This window comes from Hoeflea sp. AS60 (assembly GCF_038900115.1).
Taxonomy (GTDB): domain Bacteria; phylum Pseudomonadota; class Alphaproteobacteria; order Rhizobiales; family Rhizobiaceae; genus Hoeflea.
Map to the genome: position 1 here is coordinate 169,476 of NZ_JBBMQP010000004.1, position 22,100 is coordinate 191,575.

17 protein-coding genes are annotated in these 22,100 nt (G+C 59.0%); 12 read left to right on the forward strand and 5 right to left on the reverse strand.

Annotated elements, in window-relative coordinates; genetic code table 11:
- Position 1: 1 nt before the first annotated feature.
- From WNZ14_RS21225 to WNZ14_RS21265, 9 genes are all read left to right on the forward strand, one after another.
- The gene (locus WNZ14_RS21225; protein WP_342870680.1) at positions 2-1,342 is read left to right on the forward strand and encodes an aromatic ring-hydroxylating dioxygenase subunit alpha; all 1,341 of its coding nucleotides are present in this window, start codon (positions 2-4) and stop codon (positions 1,340-1,342) included.
- A complete protein-coding gene (locus WNZ14_RS21230) occupies positions 1,339-1,818 on the forward strand; it encodes an aromatic-ring-hydroxylating dioxygenase subunit beta (RefSeq protein WP_342870681.1) in 480 nt (159 codons plus the stop codon). The genes WNZ14_RS21225 and WNZ14_RS21230 overlap by 4 nt, the downstream gene beginning before the upstream one ends.
- Positions 1,815-3,458, forward strand: a complete 1,644-nt coding sequence (locus WNZ14_RS21235) for an AMP-binding protein (RefSeq protein ID WP_342870682.1) — start codon at positions 1,815-1,817, stop codon at positions 3,456-3,458. Before WNZ14_RS21230 ends, WNZ14_RS21235 begins: the two co-directional genes overlap by 4 nt.
- Positions 3,455-4,624 carry a thiolase family protein gene (locus WNZ14_RS21240; RefSeq protein ID WP_342870683.1) on the forward strand — a complete coding sequence of 390 codons (1,170 nt, stop codon included), beginning with the start codon at positions 3,455-3,457 and terminating at the stop codon, positions 4,622-4,624. Before WNZ14_RS21235 ends, WNZ14_RS21240 begins: the two co-directional genes overlap by 4 nt.
- Positions 4,621-5,868: an SDR family NAD(P)-dependent oxidoreductase gene (locus tag WNZ14_RS21245; RefSeq protein ID WP_342870684.1), complete on the forward strand. Its 1,248-nt coding sequence runs from the start codon at positions 4,621-4,623 to the stop codon at positions 5,866-5,868. The genes WNZ14_RS21240 and WNZ14_RS21245 overlap by 4 nt, the downstream gene beginning before the upstream one ends.
- Positions 5,865-6,662 carry a cyclase family protein gene (locus tag WNZ14_RS21250; RefSeq protein ID WP_342870685.1) on the forward strand — a complete coding sequence of 266 codons (798 nt, stop codon included), beginning with the start codon at positions 5,865-5,867 and terminating at the stop codon, positions 6,660-6,662. The genes WNZ14_RS21245 and WNZ14_RS21250 overlap by 4 nt, the downstream gene beginning before the upstream one ends.
- Positions 6,659-7,384, forward strand: coding sequence for an SDR family oxidoreductase (locus WNZ14_RS21255; protein WP_342870686.1), 726 nt, complete (start codon positions 6,659-6,661; stop codon positions 7,382-7,384). Before WNZ14_RS21250 ends, WNZ14_RS21255 begins: the two co-directional genes overlap by 4 nt.
- A gap of 226 nt (positions 7,385-7,610) precedes the next feature.
- On the forward strand, positions 7,611-8,609 hold the full coding sequence (locus tag WNZ14_RS21260) for a permease (RefSeq protein ID WP_342870687.1): 999 nt from the start codon (positions 7,611-7,613) through the stop codon (positions 8,607-8,609).
- A gap of 13 nt (positions 8,610-8,622) precedes the next feature.
- Positions 8,623-8,850: a thioredoxin family protein gene (locus WNZ14_RS21265; protein ID WP_342870688.1), complete on the forward strand. Its 228-nt coding sequence runs from the start codon at positions 8,623-8,625 to the stop codon at positions 8,848-8,850.
- Between the two features lie 73 nt (positions 8,851-8,923).
- On the opposite strand, the gene WNZ14_RS21270 is transcribed toward WNZ14_RS21265, so the two are convergent.
- From WNZ14_RS21270 to WNZ14_RS21290, 5 genes are all read right to left on the reverse strand, one after another.
- Positions 8,924-9,712 carry an ABC transporter ATP-binding protein gene (locus WNZ14_RS21270; RefSeq protein WP_342870689.1) on the reverse strand — a complete coding sequence of 263 codons (789 nt, stop codon included), beginning with the start codon at positions 9,710-9,712 and terminating at the stop codon, positions 8,924-8,926.
- Positions 9,709-10,467: an ABC transporter ATP-binding protein gene (locus WNZ14_RS21275; RefSeq protein WP_342870690.1), complete on the reverse strand. Its 759-nt coding sequence runs from the start codon at positions 10,465-10,467 to the stop codon at positions 9,709-9,711. The genes WNZ14_RS21270 and WNZ14_RS21275 overlap by 4 nt, the downstream gene beginning before the upstream one ends.
- A gap of 18 nt (positions 10,468-10,485) precedes the next feature.
- Entirely contained in the window at positions 10,486-11,685 is a 1,200-nt protein-coding gene (locus tag WNZ14_RS21280) for a branched-chain amino acid ABC transporter permease (protein WP_342870691.1), read from the reverse strand.
- Positions 11,686-11,688: 3 nt separating this feature from the next.
- Entirely contained in the window at positions 11,689-12,720 is a 1,032-nt protein-coding gene (locus WNZ14_RS21285) for a branched-chain amino acid ABC transporter permease (RefSeq protein ID WP_342870692.1), read from the reverse strand.
- Positions 12,721-12,834: 114 nt separating this feature from the next.
- Entirely contained in the window at positions 12,835-14,178 is a 1,344-nt protein-coding gene (locus WNZ14_RS21290; RefSeq protein ID WP_342870693.1) for a substrate-binding protein, read from the reverse strand.
- Positions 14,179-15,685: 1,507 nt separating this feature from the next.
- Here WNZ14_RS21290 and WNZ14_RS21295 point away from each other — a divergent pair.
- The 3 genes from WNZ14_RS21295 to WNZ14_RS21305 all read left to right on the forward strand — a co-directional run.
- Positions 15,686-18,727, forward strand: a complete 3,042-nt coding sequence (locus WNZ14_RS21295; RefSeq protein WP_342870694.1) for a hypothetical protein — start codon at positions 15,686-15,688, stop codon at positions 18,725-18,727.
- Positions 18,728-18,970: 243 nt separating this feature from the next.
- Entirely contained in the window at positions 18,971-19,453 is a 483-nt protein-coding gene (locus tag WNZ14_RS21300) for a hypothetical protein (RefSeq protein WP_342870695.1), read from the forward strand.
- Between the two features lie 221 nt (positions 19,454-19,674).
- Positions 19,675-22,100 (forward strand): autotransporter outer membrane beta-barrel domain-containing protein (locus WNZ14_RS21305; RefSeq protein WP_342870696.1); only part of this gene is annotated, 2,426 nt, incomplete at its 3' end.

The following is a 22,100-nucleotide window of genomic DNA, read 5'->3' on the forward strand; positions in this document are numbered from 1 at the left end:
AATGGGTCATTACGAACAGAACCCGGCCGCGATCAAGGCGTTGTTTCGCGGCAATGAAGTCCACCGGGACGTCTATACCGATCAGGAGCTCTACCGGCTCGAGATGAAACACCTGTTCACCAATGCCTGGGTGTTTGTCGGGCATGAGAGCCAGACCCCGAACAAGGGCGATTATTTCTCCACGCAAGTTGGCGATCAGCCGGTGATCCAGGTCCGCCACAGCGATGGCGAAGTGCATGTGCTGCACAATCGCTGTCCACACAAGGGCACCAAGATCGTCATTGACCGGGCCGGCAACACCGGCAAGTTCTTCCGCTGCCCCTACCATGCCTGGTCGTTCAAGACCGATGGCTGCCTGCTCGCGATCCCGCTGAAGAAGGGCTACGACAACACCGGACTGGAAAACACCGACAACGCAAAAGGCATGCGTGCGGTTGGCGAGGTGAAGAACTATCGCGGCTTCATCTTCTGCCGTCTGGCCGAGAGTGGAATTTCCTTCGAGGATTTTTTCGGCGGCTCTCTTTCCTCGATCGACAACATGGTGGACCGATCACCAGCAGGAAGGCTGGAAGTTGCAGGGCCGCCACTGCGCTACATGCACCACTGCAACTGGAAAATGCTGGTCGAGAACCAGACCGACACCTGCCATCCGATGGTGGCGCATGAAAGCTCTGCCGGAACAGCGGTCAAGCTCTGGAAAGAGCTCGACATGCCCGAAGGCACACCTTTGCCGGCGGCGATGGAGATCATCGCGCCCTTCATGTCGCCTTACGAATTCTTCGAGAACATGGGAATCCGCACCTGGCCCAACGGCCATGGCCACACCGGCGTGCACAACTCGATCCATTCCAATTACTCGGCAATACCCGGCTACATGGACAAGCTGGTCGAGGCCTATGGTGAGGAGAAGGCCAAGGCGATCCTCGGCGAGAGCCGCCACAACACAGTCTATTTCCCCAACATCATGATCAAGGGGCCGATCCAGCAGCTCAGGGTGTTCATCCCGCTGGCGGCCGACAAGACGCTGGTGGAAAGCTATATCTACCGGTTGGTCGACGGCCCCGAAGAGCTGACCGCGCGCAGCGCGATGTACAACCGCATGATCAATGCGCCGAGCTCTATCGTCGGACACGACGATCTGGAAATGTACGAGCGCGCCCAGGAGGGGCTGCAATCTGATGGCCTGGAATGGGTCAATATCCAGCGGCTCTACGAGGAGGACGAAGACTTCTCCGAGGAAGCGATTGAAAATGGCACCACAGAAAGGCAGATGCGCAACCAGTTTGATGCCTGGGTCAAGTTCATGACCTGGGACATGGACGTCCAGGAGGCCGCGGAATGAGCGTCTCCAGGGATCAGCTGATCGACTTCATCTATGAAGAAGTACGCATGCTCGATGAGGGGCGTTACGACGAGTGGCTCGCCTTGTGGCTCAAGGGCGGACACTACTGGATGCCGCTTGACTACAAACAGACTGATCCGATCAACGTTACATCGCTGATGTATGAAGACCTCTTCATGCTCAAATTGCGGGTCGAGCGGCTGACCGGCGCACGGACATTCTCGCAGAAGCCCAAGAGCCGATGCCACCACGTTATCCAGCGTCCGTTTGTCGACGAGATGAATGAGGCGGACGGAACCTTTGTGACCACCACATTCATGCATTATGTCGAGACCCGGCTTGACGAGCAGTTCCTCTTGGCGCTGACGGCCCGGCATGAGATTGCGCTGGTTGATGGCAAGCTGCGGATTGCCAACAAACGCGTCGACATCCTCAATTGCGACGCGGCCTTCCGCAACATTCAGCTGCTGCCATGATCCAACAGGGTACCCAAACCATCTGGCAGGCCTTCGCTGCCACCGCAGGGCTTTATCCGGAACGCCCAGTCTTCAATGTTATGGCTGAGACCGCTTCAATCTACGGCATTGAGCCGGGGGAGCTGAGCTACCGGCAGGTGCAGGAGCAGGTCACACTGTTGGCCGCGGCGCTGCAGCAGAAGGGGTACGGGCCTGGCTACCGGGTCATGCTTCTGCTTGAAAACCGGCCGGAATTCTTCGTCTGGCTTCTGGCGCTCAACCGCATTGGCGCTTCCGTTGTGCCGGTCAACCCGGATCTGAGACATTCAGAACTCACCTATATGGCAGGTCATTCCGAGCCGTCGCTGATCGTCGGGCTTGCACTTCGCTCAGACGATCTCGCTGCTGCCGCCAAGGAAGCGGGGCTGTCTGTGCCGGTGATTGTGCCGGGCGATGCAGTGCCCCAGCCTGGAACAGCGAGAGCGGTTGCGCTCAGAGTTGATGATGCGGGCGAGGCACTCAATGGCGAGGAGATGGAAGCCGCACTGCTTTACACCTCCGGGACCACCGGCAGCCCCAAGGGCTGCATCCTGACCAACACTTATTTTCTTGAAGCCGGTGACTGGTATGCCCGGGCGGGCGGGCTCTGCCTGCTGACCGAGACTGGCGAGCGCATGATCACGCCGCTGCCGATTTTCCACATGAATGCGATGGCCTATTCCTTCATGGCGATGGTTGCAGTTGGCGGATGCCTGACCGTGCTTGACCGGTTTCATCCCTCAAGCTGGTGGCGCAGTGTTGCCGAGAGCGGGGCGACCTGCCTGCATTATCTTGGTGTCATGCCATCGATGCTGATGGGCGCGCCCGAAGACAAGGCCGACAGGAGCCATTCGGTCCGGTTTGGCTTTGGTGCGGGTGTTGATCCGAAACTTCATGCAAGCTTCGAGGAACGTTTCGGGTTCCCGCTGGTCGAGGCCTGGGCGATGACGGAAACGGGCGCGGGCGCGGTGATCTGCGCCAACCAGTTGCCGCGCCGGATCGGCGAGAGTTGTCTCGGCAAACCCGGCCCGGAACTTGAAGTCAGGATAACGGATAATGATGGCTATGTCAGCCAAGACGGACCTGGCGAGTTGCTGGTCCGTAGGGAAGGCAGAGAACCGCGCCGCGGCTTTTTCGCAGGCTATTTCAAGAACCCGGAAGCCACTGATGAAGCCTGGGCCGGTGGCTGGTTTCACACCGGCGACATCGTCCGCCGAGAGGCAGACGGCTCGATGTTCTTTGTCGACCGCAAGAAGAACGTGATCCGGCGTTCTGGTGAAAATATTGCTGCGGTTGAAGTGGAATCTGCCCTGATGCGTCACCCGGCTGTGCTTGCTGCTGCGGTTGCGGCTGTTGCCGACCCGGTTCGGGGCGATGAAGTCTTTGCCTGTCTCAAGGTCGATGGCGCCCCGGGTGCACCGCTGGCCACAGAAATTGTCGGCTGGTGCCTCGAGCAGCTCGCCTACTACAAGGCGCCGGGCTATGTGGCCTTTGTTGATGCGTTGCCGCTGACATCGACACAGAAAATCCAGCGGCGCGAGCTCAAGGAACTGGCAGACAGGCTTGTGGAAGACCCCGCAACCGTGGACACTCGGTCCATGAAAAAGCGAACAGCGGCGTGAAGCGGCAAAACTACGATGGGGTGGTTGTAACAGCGCCTGTGTCGGTGCCCTATGTCCGCTATTCGCAGCAAACCGCGCATTGGTGGATCGCGCGGGCCTTGAAGCAGACGCTTGAGGTGGCGGAACTTTCGCCACGGGAGCTGGACGGTTTTTCGGTTTCCAGCTTTACATTGTTTCCCGATACGCCGGTGGGGCTGACCCAACATCTGGGACTGAGTCCGAGATGGCTGGACAGCATTCCGATGGGTGGCGCAAGCGGCGTGGTGGCGCTGAGGCGCGCGGCGCGGGCGGTACAGGCGGGTGATGTCGATGTGGTTGCCTGCATTGCCGGTGACGCCAACCGGATCGACAGTTTCCGCCAGCTTCTGTCGTCGTTTTCGCGCTTTGCGATGGATGCGTCCTACCCCTATGGTTCGGGTGGGCCGAATGCCAGTTTCGCGCTGATTGCCGACGCCTATATGGCCGAGTATGGGGTGACGCCGGAAGACTTCGGCCGGATTGCGGTGGCACAGCGGGCCAATGCGCTGCACTATCCGGGTGCAATCATGAAATCGCCGCTGACGCTCGAGCAGTACCTTTCGGCACGCCCTATTTCCGAGCCGTTCGGCCTGTTTGACTGTGTCATGCCATGCGCTGGCGCGGAAGGATTTCTGGTCATGCGCGAGGACGAGGCGCAAAGCCGCGGCCTTGCCTATGCCCGGATCTCGGCCACGATCGAGCGCCACAATGCGTTTCCTGAGGATCCGGTGCAGCTTCGTGGTGGCTGGGTGATGGATATCGATGAGCTCTACGAGATGGCAGGCCACGGCCCGGAGGCCATCGATCTGTTGCAGACCTATGATGACTACCCGCTGATTTCGATGATGCAGTTCGAGGATCTGGGCTTTTGCGCCAAGGGCGAGGGCGCGCGGTTTGTTCGTGAGCACGACCTGACAATTACCGGGGATTTCCCGCACAACACCTCAGGCGGTCAGTTGTCTGCTGGCCAGGCGGGAGCCGCTGGCGGATATCTTGGCTTGGTTGAGGCGATCCGGCAGGTGACCGGTCAGGCCGGCGGCACGCAGGTTGCCAAGGCCCGGACCGCAATGGTGTCGGGTTTCGGCATGATCAATTATGACCGCGGCCTGTGTTCCTCTGCAGCGATCTTGACGGGGGAGGGCGCATGACCGACAAGCTTCTGCCGCCACCCAAGAAGAACCCGCAACTGCGCCAGCGCTTGCCGACACTTCCGCCGCAGATGCGCTCGCGGGCGGCACTGGGGCTGACGGCTGCTGCAGCGCGCGGGGCGTTCGAGTTGCAGCATTGTGAAGAATGCGGCGCAGTTCAGTATCCACCGCGTGACGCATGCTGCGCGTGCCTTTCGGTGGAACTCGCCTGGCGCGAAACGCCACGGGACGGGACGGTGATCGCCGAGACGCGCATTCATGCTTCGCCTGATCCTTTCTACCGCGAAAGGCTGCCGTGGCGCTCCGGCCTGGTAAGGTTGTCTGTGGGACCGACAGTTTTGTGCCATCTGCACGGCGATGTTGGTCGCGGCGATGCAATTCGCATGGACTTGAAGCTCGACAAGGCAGGGCAGGGCGTGATGATCGCTTTGCCCACGGAAAGGACTCCCGATATGGCGGACGATCCGCAATTGCGCAGCCTGACCGCGCACCCAAAACACCGGCGGGTGCTGATCACCGACATAAGGTCGCCGGCAGCCCGGCCGCTGATTGACGCGCTTTTTGCGGCCGGCGCCTCACAGATCTTTGTTGGCGAATCCGAGAGCTGGCGGCGTGGATCCGACCATGCCGCGATTGCCGCGCTGGACCGGGTTTCGGTTCTGCCGCTCGATGTCTCCGATCCGTCCTCGGTCAAGAAACTTGCGGCTGAAATCGGCGGCAAGGTCGACATTCTGATCAACACCGCACGGCATGTGCGCCCCGGTGGCGTACTTGGAGCTGACACCGTATTTGCGCGGGAAGAATTCGAAATCAATGCGCTCGGGCTGATGCGGCTGGCGCAGGCTTTTGGGCCCGGGATGTCCTCGCGAACCGCCGATGGTGTCAATTCGGCGGTTGCCTTCGTCAATATCCTCTCTGTTCACGCGCTGTCGGCGGACCCACAGTATGGTGCGTTTTCTGCCAGCCAGGCGGCGGCGCTGTCGATCAGCCAGACGCTCAGGGCCGAATTCAGAAGCTCGGGTCTGAGAATGATCAACGTCTTCACCGGGCCCATCGACGATGAATGGCATCAGCCGCTGCCACCCCCAAAGGTGCCGCCGAAAGCGCTGGCGAAATCAGTTGTCGAAGGCCTGTGCGAAGGGGTCGAGGATGTGTTCTGCGGCGATGTTGCCAAGGATCTGGAAGAGCGCTGGCGTCGAGACCCCAAGGTGCTGGAACGCGAACTGACAGGAGGCGGCGCATGAGCAATCCGCTGGTTGGGCTTGCCAATGCCCTTGGAGACGGATCGGTCGAGGTTGTCGATCTCACCCATACGCTTGACCCCGATTTTCCGGTGATCGTGCTGCCACCCGAATTCGGCCAATGCGCGCGGTTCCGGATGGAGGAAGTCTCTGCCTATGACGGCCGTGGGCCAGCCTGGAAATGGCACAATATCTCGATGAACGAGCATACGGGCACGCATTTTGATGCGCCGATCCATTGGGTGTCGGGCCGCGATGTCGCCAACGGCGCGGTTGATGAAATTGACCCTTCAGTGTTTGTCGGGCCCGTGGTGGTGATCGATTGTTCTCATGGTGCTGCTAGCAATGATGATTTTGAGCTGACGCCGGAGATCATTGAGGACTGGGAAGCAGAGCATGGCAAAGTCCCGGCGGACAGCTGGGTGCTGATGCGCACCGACTGGTCGAAACGGCGGGGTGCCGAGTATCTCAACATGGCTGACGATGGGCCGCATTCCCCCGGGCCGACGCCTGCGGCGATCGAGCTGCTGCTTGAGCGTGATATCCGTGGCTTCGGAACCGAGACCGTTGGCACCGATGCGGGGCAGGGCGCACATTATTCGCCGCCCTATCCGGCGCATTATCTGCTGCATGGCGCGGGCAAGTTCGGGCTGCAGTGCCTGAGCAATCTAGACCGTCTACCACCCATCGGCGCGATGCTGATCGCGCCGCCACTGAAGATCAAGGGCGGCACCGGCAGCCCGCTGCGGGTGCTGGCGCTTGTGCCCACCAAAGCCAGCCCGGGAGAGACAGAATGAGCGACTACACGGCCGTCATCACGGGTGCCAGCAAGGGGATCGGCGCGGATCTGGCAGGCAAACTGCTTGAGCGCGGTTACACTGTGATCAACCTGTCGCGCAATGCGCCAGAGTGGAATCATGCACGGCTGGTCAGCATCGAGTGCGATCTGCTCGATGCGGATGCAGTGAAGACTGCGGCTCAAGAGATTGCGGCTGAGCATCAGGTCACCCATTTCGTGCACAATGCCGGATTGATCTGGCCAAACCTGGTGGAAGAGGCCAAGCCAGAGGACATCACCGGGCTGGCGCAGTTGCACCTGGGCTCGGCGCTGACGCTGCTGCAAGGTTTCCTGCCGGCGATGAAGGCCAGGAAGTTCGGCCGGGTGATGTTCAATGGCTCGCGCGCGGCACTCGGCGTGCCGACGCGCACCGCCTATTCCGCGACCAAGGCCGGCATGATCGGAATGGCCCGGACCTGGGCGCTGGAACTCGCACCGCATGGCATCACAGTCAATGTGGTGGCGCCTGGCCCGATCCAGACAGACAATTTCTGGGGGATCATACCCAAGGGTAGCGAGCGCGAGAGCGAACTCGCCAACAAGATCCCGGTCGGGCGTCTCGGCTCGGTGGATGATGTCAGCAATGCATTCCTGTTCTTCTGCGATCCGGCCAGCAGTTTTGTCACCGGGCAGACGCTCTATGTCTGCGGGGGCACGAGCATCGGCATGATCAACCTGTAAGGGGCGATCCTGCCGTTCAGGCCAACCGGCCCCGGCCGATGCGCAGACAAATCCGTAAAACAATAGGGATAGTCGATGTCACTTGATCATCATCAATGGCAGCGGCGTGAACTCATGCGCAGATGAACATCCACAAGTTTGCTGTCTCCTGCTTTGGCGGCGGTTTCAATCCGTTCCCAAGTGCTAGCGGGCTTGTCCATGTGCTCCTGCCTGAGGATCCTGGAACATGAACATCTTCGGCTGGTTGAACGACCAGCTTCTGCGCATGCAATGGCTTTCCGATCTGGTGACTGCCGGTGTGTCGGCCTCCGGTCTTGATCCCGCGTCGCGGCTTGGTGGGTCGGTGCAGTTTTTCGTCTATGATGTGATCAAGATCTTCATCCTGCTCTCGGTGCTGATCTTCGCGATTTCCTATGTTCAGAGCTTTTTTCCGCCCGAACGCACACGACGAATCCTGGGTGGTCGGTCGGGGATATGGGCGAATACGCTCGCGGCAGTTCTCGGCACAATCACACCCTTCTGTTCCTGCTCATCGATCCCGATCTTCATTGGTTTCACAGCAGCCGGATTGCCGCTGGCGATCACCTTTTCGTTCCTGATTTCCTCGCCGCTTGTCGACCTGGCTTCGGTCATCCTCCTTGCGTCGATCTTCAGCTGGCCAATTGCACTGGCCTATGTCGGTGTCGGGCTGGTGGTGGCGATTGCTGGCGGCACGCTGATCGGCCGGGCCGGGATGGAGGATCAGGTGGCGGAATTCGTGCACGCGGTTCCGGTGCTTGACAGCGGTCACACGATGACCCGGAGAGAGCGGCTGAGCTTTGCCCGTGACCAGGTGACCGAGATCGTCCACCGGGTCTGGCCTTACGTCCTGATCGGTGTCGGGATTGGGGCTGCGATCCACAACTGGGTTCCGGCCGAGATCATTACCGCGCTGCTTGGTCAGGACAATTGGTGGTCGGTGCCGGTGGCAACGCTGATCGGCATTCCGATGTATGCCGATATCTTCGGCACCCTTCCCATCGCAGAGGCGCTTGTCTCAAAGGGCGTCGGCCTCGGCACGGTACTGGCCTTCATGATGGCCGTCACTGCGCTGTCACTGCCGTCGATCATCATGCTCAAACGCGTGATCAAGATGCCGCTTCTGGTGCTCTTCCTGACCGTGGTTACGGGCGGAATTCTGGGTATCGGCTTTCTGTTCAATACCGTCTCGGACTGGTTTATTTGAAAGGACCACCCTCATGATCATCAAGATCCTCGGCTCTGGCTGCAAGAAATGTGTGGCGCTGGGTGAAAACGCCATGGCGGCGGCGCAAGCCGCAGGAATTCAGGCGGAGCTCGTCAAAGTGACGGATTTTGCAGAGATTTCCGGCTACGGCGTGATGTCCACGCCGGGTCTCGTCATCGACGAGAAGCTGGTCGCCTACGGCAAGGTTCTGACCACGCAGGACATCGGCAAGTTGCTGTGATTTGCGTCATGGCTTCTGGCAGGCATTCATCCTGCCAGAAGTGTCTGGGCTTGCGCCCTGATCCCGCGTGAGCCTAGATCGCCAGGTAATCGTGGCGCAGCTGCTCGTTGTCGAGCACTTCCTTGGCGGTGCCGTCGAAGACGACTTCACCGGATTCAAGGATGACGGCGCGATCGGCGAGCTTGAGCGCGCGCACGGCGTTCTGCTCGACAAGGATCGTGGTGATGCCCTGCTGCTTGATGATGTTGAGTGTCTTTTCGATCTCGTCAACGATCACCGGTGCCAGCCCCTCATAGGGCTCGTCAAGAAGCAGAACCTTGATGTCGCGGGCAAGGGCCCGGCCGATCGACAGCATCTGCTGCTCGCCGCCTGATAGCGTCACGCCTTCTTGTTTGCGGCGTTCACCCAGTCGAGGGAACAGCTCATAAATCCTCTCGATCGACCAGCCGATGGGCGGGGCGATCTGGGCCAGCTGGATATTTTCCTCAACCGTCAGTCCGGCAATGATGCGGCGGTCTTCAGGCACCAGCGAGAGGCCCGCGCGGGAGGCTTCGTGCGAACTCATCTTGTGCAGCGGCTGGTGGTCAAGCCAGACCTCGCCGCGGGTCATCAATGGCGAGCCGATCTGCGCGATGGCGCGCAGTGTCGAGGTCTTGCCCGCACCATTGCGGCCGAGCAGGGCCAGAATCTCGCCCTCGTGCACATTGAAGCTGACGCCCTGCACGATGTAGCTTTCGCCATAATAGGCGTGCATGTCGTGGACGGACAAAAACGCCGGGGCGGTGGCCGCGTGGTTGGCGTTCTTGGAGAAATCAGGACGGTCGTTAGGCGCTCCGCCCTTGTCGAGATCGAGCTGGCTCATTCTGCGGCCTCTCCCAGATAGGCTTCTTTCACTTTCGGATGTCCCTTGATGTTGTCAGGGGTATCCTCGACAAGCGGCGTGCCCTGAGCCAGCACAGTAATGCGCTTGGCGAGCGAGAAGACGACGTGCATGTCATGCTCGATGATCACCATGGTGATGTCGCGTTTTTCATGGATTTCATTGAGCAGGTCGATGGTGTTGTTGGTGTCGGCGCGCGCCATGCCTGCGGTCGGTTCATCGAGCAGCAGCAGTTTCGGAGCCTGGACAAGGCACATGGCCATCTCGAGGCGTCGTTTGTCTCCGCGCGACAATGAACTTGCGATCATATGTCGTTTGTCGATCATGTTGACCTCCGAAAGCATGTTCTCGGCGGTCGCAATGAGATCCTTTTCAGAGGCGATGGATTCCAGCGCATGCAGGCGGAACGAACCGTCACGCTTTGCAAAGCAGGGGATCAGCATGTTTTCGAAAACGCTGAGATCGCTGAAAATCTCAGGCGTCTGGAAGACCCGCGAAATCCCCATCTGGTTGATCTCGTAGGGCTTGCGTCCAAGCACCGACTTGCCGTCAAACAGGACGGTTCCGGTATCAGGTTCCAACTTGCCGATAAGGCAGTTGAGCAGCGTCGACTTGCCCGCACCATTGGGGCCGATGATCGCATGAACCGTGCCTTCGGCAATACTCAGATTGACATTGCCGAGCGCCTGCAACCCGCCGAACCGCTTGTTCACATTAGAGACTTCAAGAATACCCATATCTGATATCTCCGCTGATCAGTTGACGTTGTTCGACGGTGTCGTGGTGGAGCCTGTGGCTTTGGCCTTCCGGTTCTTGCCCGAGACCGAGTTCCAGATCCGGCTTCCGCCTTCCATCAAACCGCCCGGCAGGAAGATCACCACGATCATGAAGAGCAGCCCCAGGGTAAGGTTCCAGCCCTTGCCGATAAAGGGATGGAGCATGAATACGATTGCATCTTCCAGTCCGTCCGGAAGGGCGGAAAACCAGGTGTGCAGAATGTTGTCGTTGATCTTGGAGAAGATGTTTTCAAAGTACTTGATGAAACCTGCACCCAGTACCGGACCCATCAGTGTTCCCGCGCCGCCCAGGATGGTCATCAGCACCACTTCGCCTGAAGCGGTCCATTGCATGCGCTCGGCGCCGGCGAGCGGGTCCATGGCGGCGAGAAGCCCGCCGGCAAGACCGGCATACATGCCCGAAATCACGAAGGCTGCCAGCGTGTAGGGACGGGGGTTGAGGCCGGTGTAGTTCATGCGTGTCTGGTTGGTCTTGATGGCGCGCAGCATGATGCCGAAAGGCGACCGGAAGATCCTCAGCGACAGATAGAAGACGACGATCGCGATGATCGCACAGAAATAATATCCGTTGGAGAAGGTGAACTGCCATCCGCCCACATCGATCTTTGCGCTCTCGTTCATGACGATGCCGAAGAAGTGCGGAGAGGTCGGCGCTCCTTCGCTCATCAGCACCTGCGGATCGTCGGTGTAGACCTGCAGCCCGGTTTCACCGTTGGTAAGCGGTGTCAGCACGGAATAGGCCAGATTGAACGACATCTGGGCGAATGCCAGTGTCAGGATCGAGAAGTAGATGCCAGAGCGGCGCAGCGAAATATATCCGATCAGGAGCGCAAACAGCGCCGAGGTGATGATCGCGAGGACCAGGCCCGGCAGAACATTGTAGCTCAGGAGCTTGTACATCCAGACGACCGAGTAGGACCCGACACCCAGGAAGGCTGCGTGACCGAACGAGAGGTAACCGGTCAGGCCGAACAGGATGTTGAAGCCAATCGCGAAAATCCCGAAAATCGCAAAGCGCTGCATCAGGTCGGGATAGCCCGCATTGAATTGCGCCAGCGCAGATCCTTCGGGGAAGGGTTGCAGCAAAATTGGTGTCGCCATCGTCAGAAAGATAACGATCAGCAGAAAGGTAGTGTCTTTCTTACTCAGACCCAGCATTGATTATTCCTCCATCACGCCTTTGCGACCCATAAGACCGCGTGGGCGGGTCAAAAGGATGATGATTGCTACGAGATAAATGATGATTTGGTCGATGCCAGGGATCAGCGACTTGACTTCGTTCATCGAGGCGAAGCTCTCGAGAATGCCAAGCAGGAAACCGGCCAGTACGGCGCCGGGCAGGGAGCCCATGCCGCCGACAACAACCACAACGAAGGACAGCACCAGGAAGTCCATGCCCATATGGTAGTTGGGGGAATTGATCGGCGCATACATGACGCCGGCAAGACCAGCCACAGCGGCGGCGATGCCGAACATGATGGTGAAGCGCTTGTCGATGTTGATACCGAGCAGACCGACTGTCTCGCGATCGGCCATACCGGCGCGGACCACCATGCCGAAGGTGGTGAAGCGAAGGAAGGCGAAGACCGCGCTGATGATGACCGCCGAGAACAGGAAGTACACGAGCCGCCAGTACGGATAGATGATCTCGTTCTGGGCGAAGCCGATCATCACGCCGAAATCGACTGATCCGCGGAACATGTCGGGTGCGGGTGTCGGGATCGGATTGGCACCGTAGAAATACTTGACGATTTCCTGAATGACGATGGCGAGGCCGAATGTGACAAGGATTTGGTCGGCATGGGGCCGCTTGTAGAAATGCTTGATCAGGCCGCGTTCCATCGCGTAGCCAACCAGAAGCATTACCGGTATCGCAAAAATAATGGCGAGAGGTACCGACCAATCAAGAATGGCGTTCCCGGTCGCGTCACCAAACCAGCTTACGATATAGGGGGTGTCCACTTTCAGCGGGTTACCCAGAAAATCCTTCTGGGTTGGATCCTCAACTGTGTAGGACAGGGAGAGAATTTTCTGAAGCGTGACGGCACAGAAGGCGCCGAGCATGAACAGGGCGCCATGAGCGAAGTTGACCACGCCCAAGGTGCCGAAAATGAGTGTCAGACCGAGCGCGATCAGGGCGTAGGCGCTGCCCTTGTCGAGACCGTTCAGGACTTGGAGAATGATTGCGTCCATTGTGAAGCCCGCATCAAATAAACCGCAAGCGCAGTTTGCGCGGCGGTTTGAGTCTTCAATTCAATAAGAAAGCCGCGCCGCCGGACCGGCGGCGCGGCAAACTCGTGGAGTGGCTTATGCGCCCGAGTTGCACTTGCCGAGATCGCCACCGGCAAACATCGGGTGATCCGGAGCATACTCGACCTGAGCGCGCGGGGTCACTTCGACGATTTCCAGGGTGTCGTACTCGTTGGTCGGGTTTTCGGTGCCCTTCATGACCAGCACGTCCTTGAAGCACTGATGGTCGTCGGCGCGATAAAGCGTCGGACCATTGCCCATGCCGTCAAATTCGAAGCCTTCGAGGGCTTCGACAACACCGCAAGGATCGAACGTGCCTGCACGCTCAACCGCATCCGCATAGAGCAGGGTCTGGACGTAGCATGTGTGCGCCGAGTTTGAAGGCGGACGGCCATACTTTTCGCCGAAGGATTTGACGAATGCCTTGGAGCCTTCGTCCTGCAGCTGCCAGTTCCAGTTCATCGAGCCATACACGCCACGCACGTTTGCGCCCGCACCAGCTGCCATCAGCTCGGAATAGAGCGGAACGATGATTTCGAACTGCTTGCCGTTGACCATCTTGTCGCGCAGGCCAAACTGAACGGCATTGGTCAGCGAGTTGACCATGTTGCCGCCGTAGTGGTTGAGCACGAGCACATCGGCGCCGGAGTTGAGAACCGGAGCGATGTAGGACGAGAAGTCGGTCGAAGCTAGCGGCGTAAGCACGTTGTTGACGGTTTCCCAGCCCATGGCCTCGGTCGCAGCAGCGATCGATTCCTGCTGTGTCCAGCCCCAGGTATAGTCCGCTGTCAGGTGATAGGCGCGGCGATCGGCACCATAGGCCTTCGACAGCACCGGTGCCAGAGCGGCAGCTGACATGTAGGCGTTGAAGAAGTGACGGAAACCGTTTGCCTTCTTGTCCTTGCCTGTGGTGTCGTTGGAGTGGGTGAGGCCAGCCATGAAGATCACGCCGGCTTCTTGGCAGAGGCCCTGAACAGCAACAGCCACGCCCGAGGACGAACCGCCGTTGATCATGACGGCGCCGTCTTTTTCGATCATCGACTTGGCGGATGCGCGGGCTGCGTCAGACTTGGTCTGGGTGTCGCCCGACACGTACTGGACCTTCTTGCCCAGGATGCCGTTGCCCTTCAACATCTTCGACGAGAAGGTGTTGATCATGCCGCCGTCACCTTCACCGTTGAGGTGTTCGACTGCAAGCTGCTGGGCACGAAGTTCGTCCAAGCCTTCATCTGCATAAGGGCCGGTCTGCGGCACGTTGAAGCCGAGCGTCACGGTGTCGCCCTTCGGCTCGTTCAAATAGGCCCGCGCCGAACTGGTGAAAATCGTTGGCAGCGCAAGACCGGCGCCGATGGCAGCACCCGACTTGATCAGCGAACGACGATTGATCTGAAACTTTGTCATAAAAATCCTCCCTGAAGTGGAACGGGCAAAGCCTCCCAGCCCTGCCTCCATAGCTACGCGAATAGCAGTCTTAAGACAAACATGACCGGCGTCGCGATGCCATTAGACTATTGTATATTCATGCAATATTTTGTCTGTTCTTGCGATTTTACCAACAAAAAGTGCGAGCCGTTTCTTCCCCATCTGACACTTTCAATGGCGTTCCAAATCCTTGCAGGGCAACGCACTGGCAGGAATCGCGCCTGAATGGGGCGTTGCCGAGCGCTTTCACCTGAGGCTTGCCAGATCTTCGATACGATCAATTCTTCAGGGTGTTTTCGCCATTGTTTGCAGGAAATTGAGCGTCAGGTCAGGATGCGTGATCTGCAGATAATCTGTCGCTGATTCTTGAGGCGTTGGCGCTATGGCTCCAGCTTGCTCTCGTATGCGCCGTTCTTCCCTCCTGATCGTGGACGGTATTCTCGTCTCGTCTCGTCTCGTCTCGCTCACGCTCGTTAGCTACGGTCTTATGCGTGGCTGGACTGCATGGCGTGATCTGCGTTGACCCGGAACCAGAGCAAGCAAGTTGATGGGGTGAACGGCCTCCACCACGAACCGGCTCGCGAGTTATCGTATCGCAACGGCGGGACCAGCCCCACACGGGCGGCGGGTGTGAAGGCCAATTATTCCCTAGGCAATGACACTCCACAATGGCCTCGTTGAACGCACTGCGAACACGAGCGAAAGGCAGTGCGATAACCGCGATTAGACCAGATCAGCCCGGCCACGATCCCCGGCAGAGGTCACGTTGGAGCAGCGGCAGCCGCGGCGGCAGCGAAAGTTCACCCTTTTTCGCACGTTGCCCCTTCACCTGCAAAAAACGCTTCGTATTAGACGAATGGTAGCAGTCCGGTAGCTTCGGTGCAGCGTTGAAATGACCCCCGAGGTCGGCGTTGGCCCAGAAGCGACGCCGCGCCTTGTAAAGTCGAATGTCTGCTTCCCCTCAGTTCGTTCCCGCAAGCTGCCTGACAGGTTTCAGCCCCAAACAAACCTGGCTGGAATGCGCTCCTTCGCGGTCGTTCGCTGCTTCAGCCAAGCTTTCTGGGAACGGACACCAACACCTTGGGGTTTTGGGACTGACGTGGGCGACGAGGTTAGCTCAGGCTCGACCGAAACCTCTCGGTGATTACGCTCGAGCCGTTAAGAGCCAAGTTCGCGCTGAACGATATGCAGCCTGGCCCATTGTCACGCTCGCTGTTCGCGACTGTCTATGTGGCCTTCGGCTTTCCGGTCGTACTTCCGGAGCGCCTGGCGGAAGACTTGCAATCAAATAGCCACGCCCACAATCGGCGACCAATCCGCGACCGCCTTACCTTACTGATCTAGGAAGCCTCTTACAGCAGGGGAGTGACTGGTGGCAGGCAGCATCTAAGCCTGCGCCGTGATTTGCATTGCTCCGCCGATACCGGCAAGCTTGTCGGGGGCGGACGAACGAGCTTGAGGGCAACCGGGCGTGAAAAGGAAGCAGATGAGCGAAAGCCAGCAGGCGGTCAGTGGGAAAACGATCCCTCGTCATGCCGCTGGTGCTCTGGACGCAGATGACAAGGCCGTGGTGTGGATCACAGCACCCGCAGGCAGCGGCAAAACCGTCCTCGCCAAGCAGTTGTGCAGGGAGAGCGGAGAAGCATTTGTTTGGCTGCGTGCCGAGCCGCGCATGGCGGACATGGGCGTCTTTTTGACCTCCCTGGAGGCGGCATTCCGGAAATCGTTCCCAAAGTCGGCACTGCCTGCACTCGCATCACAGGATATTGCGCTGCCTGTCGAGTATCTGCGACGGCTGATTTCGCTGGGCTGCAACGGCGCTCGGATAACGCTTGTCCTTGACGATCTCCACGTTTTTCCTGCCGACGCCCCGATGCATCAGGCACTTGCCGATGCAGTTGGCGGCGATGCCGCCGGCATCAAACTGATTCTCGTTTCGCGGGAGGCTCAGCATCCCGCATGGTTGAGGCTGAATGCAATCGGCCTGACGACGGTTATCGATTTCGACATGCTGAAGCTCAACGAAATCGAGGCGAACCAGCTGATCAGGGGCCTCAAAGACGATTGCAACAGCTGGACGGCGGCAGAGCTCCTCAAGGCATCCGGAGGATGGATGCTCGGCGCATGTTTGCTGTTGCAATCACCGAAATTGCTCAAGGCTGAAGGGGCTGCTGATCAACTCTCGCACAACTCCGCGCGCTTGCTCGATCTGATTGCTCATGAGCTTATAGACCCGCTCAGCGAGCCAGACCGCATGATCCTTTGCCGAGCGGCGCGATTACCCAACCTGCCGGTCAAGATTATCGCCCGCGCGCTCGAGATGCCGAATGCTGAAAGGCGATTGGTGGAACTGGCAGACAAGCTGCTGTTCGCCGAGAGAGACGGCCAGTATCGGCTGCAAATCCACGATCTTTTCAAAGCGGCGCTTCTTCATCGCTATCCCGATGCCGTCTCAGACACCGAGGCCTCGAGGCTGAGTTCCCGGGCCGGACAAGAGGTGGTCGAGAACGGAGGCGTGGGCGAAGGGCTATTGCTACTGTCCGCCTCCGGTGCGTGGAGCGCCCTGAGCGATGCGGTGATAATTCACGCGCCAGCCATGAGTGAGAAAGGCGAGCTTGGCGTCGTCTTGACCGCACTTGAGCCGATGCCTGAAGCAGAGCGCGCGAAGAGCCGGGCAGTGCTTTACTGGTATGGGGAGTCGCTGCTCAGTGTTAACCCGCCAAAGGCCCGCGAGGTTCTTTCAGCTGCGCTCGAAGCGGTTCAGCAGACCGGTCCGCAGGATTTGCTGATCCCGACATGGACGGCGCTGATCGATGCCATCTGGTTCAAATGGACGGATTTCGACCTGCTTGATCCGCTGATCGCCATGCTACCCGAGCTCAGCAAGCTGGCCAGTAGCCTTGGCCCGCATTATGAATCCACATTGTCGCGTGGGGCGTTTGTGGCAATGTTGATCCGCTGTCCCGATCACCGCGACTTTCCATATTGGGAGCAGCGAAATCTTGACTTCTATTCTCAGCCGATGCCGCGCCATGAAACCATAAGGCGTGGCATACAGCTGCTGTTTCGCTATTGCTATGGCCAGGGACATCGCTGGAAGGCAAGCCAGGTTCGAACGCGATTGAATCAGGTGTTTGAAGAGGAAACGGCACCGGTTGCGGATATCTGCAACCGTTACTTTGTGACTGCGGAGTTCCTGTCGATCTTTGATGCAACGGGCGATGAGACGTTTCGTGCCGTAGAGCAGGGGCTTGAGGCCAATGCGCGGTTTCAGCAGAAATTTCTGGATGGTGCGCTTATCAATGCGGCTCTGTACAAGGCGCTGACACTTGAGGATCGCGTTCGTGCCCGGCGCTATCTGACACTGTTTTCCGCCTCATTGGGGCCAACTGCACACCCGCATTATGTTGCCTTTCATCAACATTTTTCCGCCTGGGATCACTGGCTTGGCGGAGAGCACGATGCCGCACTTGCCCTGATCCTGCTTGCCTACAGGGCAAGCGAGGGCAGCGGCATGGCCATGTTTCCGGTTCATTACGGCAACGCGGTTGCGGCTGTGCTGCAAAGCCTGGGACGTCGGCGTGAGGCACTTGCATGGGCGCGCCGATCTCGGCGGGCGGCCTTCCGGCAAAACAGTTCGCTACTGGTTTTCCTAAGTGGCCTGCGTTGCGCCTCGCTGGCAATTGCAAGCTCCCGCCCGGAACGGGCAGAGCCTTATTTGCGCGCAGCGCTTGCTGCGGGATCAACCATGCGGTTTTACCTGCACGCTTGGATAAGCCGGTCGGAAATGGCGTTGCTGATGCGCTTTGCCGTTGAGCACTCCATCGAGACCGATTACGCCAACGAACTGATCCGGGTCCTTGGCCTTGCCGGCGAGATAGGCTCGGAGACAGGCACCGCCAGCGTTCACATCGTCTCGCTGGAACGTTTTGATGTATTGGAAGGTGCTGCGTCCCGGCTGACATCGGGCAAGTTGGCACGCAGCCCCATCGCGCTTGCCGTGCATTTGATCGCGGCCGGTCCAGCGGGCGAGTCAAGCGAAATCCTGGCAGACCGGCTCTGGCCGGAAATTGGCGAGAGCGATGCCCGCAAGCGCATGAAATCGACCGTTTATCGCCTGCGGCAATTGATCGGTTTGCCTGAAGCGGTGGTTACACAGGGCGGCCGCATTGCGCTTGACCCCGAACACGTTTCCATTGACGCATGGGAGTTGATGGCCCTGGCCACCGCACCCGGCTGGACAGCACAGGCGCGCTATGCCGAGGCGGCGCGGATCTATCGGGGCCCGTTTGTCTATCACTATGCTGATGACATCGGCCTTGTCGCCTATCAGCAAAAGCTCGAGGCGGCCGCGCTCGATACATGCGTCGCCTTTGCGCGGTCGCTGAGCCTGGCCGCGGATTGGCCGCGCGTGTCTCGCGTGGCGCGCGAAGGGCTGGATCGCATAGGCTTTAGCGAAGCCCTGCATGAGTTGGCTGCCGAGGCCGCCGGACATCTCGGGATAGAGTTCGATTCTGAGGCATTGTAGGCAGCAACGATTGCCGGTGGCGGAATATCCGCCGCCATAGCTCTGGGTCCATTGCTGTTCGTCAATTGTTACCCAGGCTTGTAAAGCAGTCCCGCCCTTCGCAGACTACGCCCAATCCGCGACCAATCCGCGACCCCATCCCCTTATACGCACCTAGGCTCGCGGCACACCGCCGCGAGGGCATCTCGCCAGAGAGCCGCATATAGCGGCATTCAGAGAGACAGGGATTGAGGGACGATTGGTATGATCAAGAAGATATTTTTCGGGATTGGCTTGGCCGTCGTCCTGGGCATTGTGGGCCTTGTGAACTTCGCGGGCGGCAAAAGCTACAACACCGACTTCGTCCCACCATCGGGACTCAACGAGCAGACATGGCCGGAGTTGATTGGCGGCATGCCCCGGCAATTGCAAAAGCTCGATTTCGCCAACGGGTCCGTGAAGGGTGGAGTTGCCCGCTATGGACAGGGCGCTGCAATCGTTATTGTCAGCGCTGCCGATCAAGCGGCGCTGGATGCTTTTGTCGAGACGTCCGTCAGGCCGGACCTCGAGATTTACGGCTCCAAATCCAGCGGAAAGCTCAACGGCGCCTGGTGGGTGAAAGCTACCGGCAATCCAGGTCGCCTCTATGCCTGGCAAAAGCAGAACTGGTTTTATTCAGTCCAGACCGCCAACGACGACCTTTTCGATGAGGCTGTCAAAAAGTTTGCATTCATCGCGAGCGAATAAGGGGGTGGGGACAAAGCGGCTCGTCAGGGGCGGTGGACGGTCGCTGTCGTTTTCTGGCAACGGTTGTCCAGGGACTTGAAAGATTTTGTTTCCTCGAAGAAATTCACCCCATCCGCGACCGATCCGCGACCCTGTCCCCTTATCCGTCAAATTCAAAGATTCGCAGTGTGCCTGTTGAACAAGGTTGCAGCGAACCGGGTTGATACGATCAGGGGAAGCACATGACATCGAGAGCAGACCAGAAAACCGGCCCCAAGAGTTTTTGGGCGCTGGCGGTTCATAAAGCGCTGCTGGCGGGAACAGCCCTGACCGGTATTCTGTGTGTGATGACTGACCCTGTTTTCGGGCAGGAAGTTATTGACGGCACCTCAGAGACGGTGATTGGCGGTGGCGGCGGCACCAAGCCGGACCCTTGGGCAATTGGCAACACCCTTTCTGTCGGCGATGCGGGCACTGGCAGCCTTGCCATTTCCGCTGGCGGCGAGGTCTCCAACACGATCGGCTATATCGGAGATGATGTTACCGGAAATGGTACGGTAACGGTAAGCGGAACGGGCTCGACCTGGACCAATTCAAACGCTCTTTCTATCGGCGATAACGGAACCGGCAAGCTTTCTATCTCCAATGCCGGCGCGGTCAGCAACACAACCGGCCTTATCGGAAATGCTTCCAGCTCCATCGGGACTGTGGCGGTGAGTGGTGCGGGTTCCACTTGGACCAATTCTGACCAACTGTATGTCGGTAATGCCGGAACGGGCACGCTAGAGGTCTCGGACGGCGGCGATGTCACAAATTTTATTACCTATGTCGCAAATTCTGCTGCGGCGAAGGGAACGGTGATGGTCAGCGGCGCTGGCTCGGTCTGGACGAGTTCGGACAATCTTCATCTCGGCTATATCGGCACTGGCAAGCTTGAGATATCCGCTGGCGGCGAGGTCAACAACGCAGTTGGCTATATCGGCACTGTTGCCGGCTCGACCGGCAAGGTCAAGGTAGATGGCGCTGGCTCTACCTGGACAAATATGACCGATCTTAATGTCGGCGACAACGGAACCGGCAGGCTGGATATTACCAGGGGCGGCGAGGTCAGCAATAGGATTGCCAAAATTGCAAGTCAAGTTGGCTCAAAGGGAACTGTGACGGTGAGCGGGGCGGGCTCGACCTGGGACAATTCTTCCGCTCTGACCATTGGATATTCAAGCGATGGCACGCTTGAAATATCCGATGGTGGCACCGTCAACAACGGATTAGGCTACATTGCCGGACTTGTCGGCTCAACCGGCGCGGTCACCGTAGATGGGGCGGGATCGACATGGGTAAATTCCGACCAACTCGTTGTAGCCAATTCCGGAACCGGCACTCTGGAAATCGCCAATGGCGGCTCAGTCAGCAACACCGTTGGTAATATCGGAAACAATTCGGGCTCAATCGGGACCGTCAGGGTGATCGGTGCAGGCTCGAACTGGACTAATGCGAACAGTGTTCAAGTCGGCCTCGCAGGCGCGGGCACGCTGGAAATAGCCGCTGGCGGTACTGTTGCTGCTTCCACAGTGACGATTGCCAATATTGCCGGTTCTACAGGCACACTCAATATCGGCGCGGCGCCGGGGAGTCCTGCGGCTGCGGCTGGCACCTTATCAACCCCGACAGTGAATTTTGGCGCCGGCAGCGGCACGCTCAACTTCAACCATGCTAACAGCGGCTATGTCTTTTCAGCCAATATCTCCGGCTCCGGCTCCGGCACAATCAACCATCTCGCCGGGGAGACATTCCTCAACGGAGATTCCTCAGCTTTTAGCGGCACGATAACGGTTTCTGGCGGTAAGCTGGGCGGTACCGGCAAATTGGGTGGTGTACTGAACATCGTCTCCGGCGGCTCGTTGGCGCCGGGCAATTCCATCGGAACTCTCAATGCCGCAAGTGTCACCTTGAGTGCCGGATCGGTCTACGAGGTGGAATTGAGCGCCGGCGGATTTACAGCCGGGACAAATAACGACCTGCTCAATGCCACCGGCACAGTCACGATCAACAGCGGCAGTTCCATAAATTTGTCATCTGAGAACGGAGCCGGTAACTTCACAGCCGGAACCTACACCATTATCACGGCTGGAAGCGTGATCGGAAGGTTCAGCAGCGTCAAGGACGACTATGCTTTCATCGACTTTGCCGACAGCTACGATGCAACAAACGCCTATCTGACGTCTTCTATCTCAGCCACCGGCTTCTGCCGTTCCGGTGTGAGCGCCAACCAGTGCGCAACGGCGGGTGGTGCTTTGTCGCTCAGCTCTGGCGGCCTGTTCAACGCTGTGCTGAACCTTTCAAGTACTCAGGCACCGATTGCGGTTGACCAGCTTTCAGGCGAGATCCACGCCTCGGTCCAGACAGCGCTGATCGAAGACAGCCGCTTTCCGCGCGAGGCGGCCATGGAACGGGTGCGCACCGCGCTCGATGGTCTTGCAACTGCCCGCGAGGCGCAGGCCGAGAGACGCATCAACGAGGCTTTCGCTTTCTGGGGCCAGGCCTTCGGCTCCCGGGGCAGCTGGAACGGCGATGGCAACGCTGCAGACCTAGACCGCTCCATCGGCGGTCTGCTTCTCGGCGGCGATGGCCTGGTAACGGACAAGGTGCGCCTCGGCCTGTTCGGGAG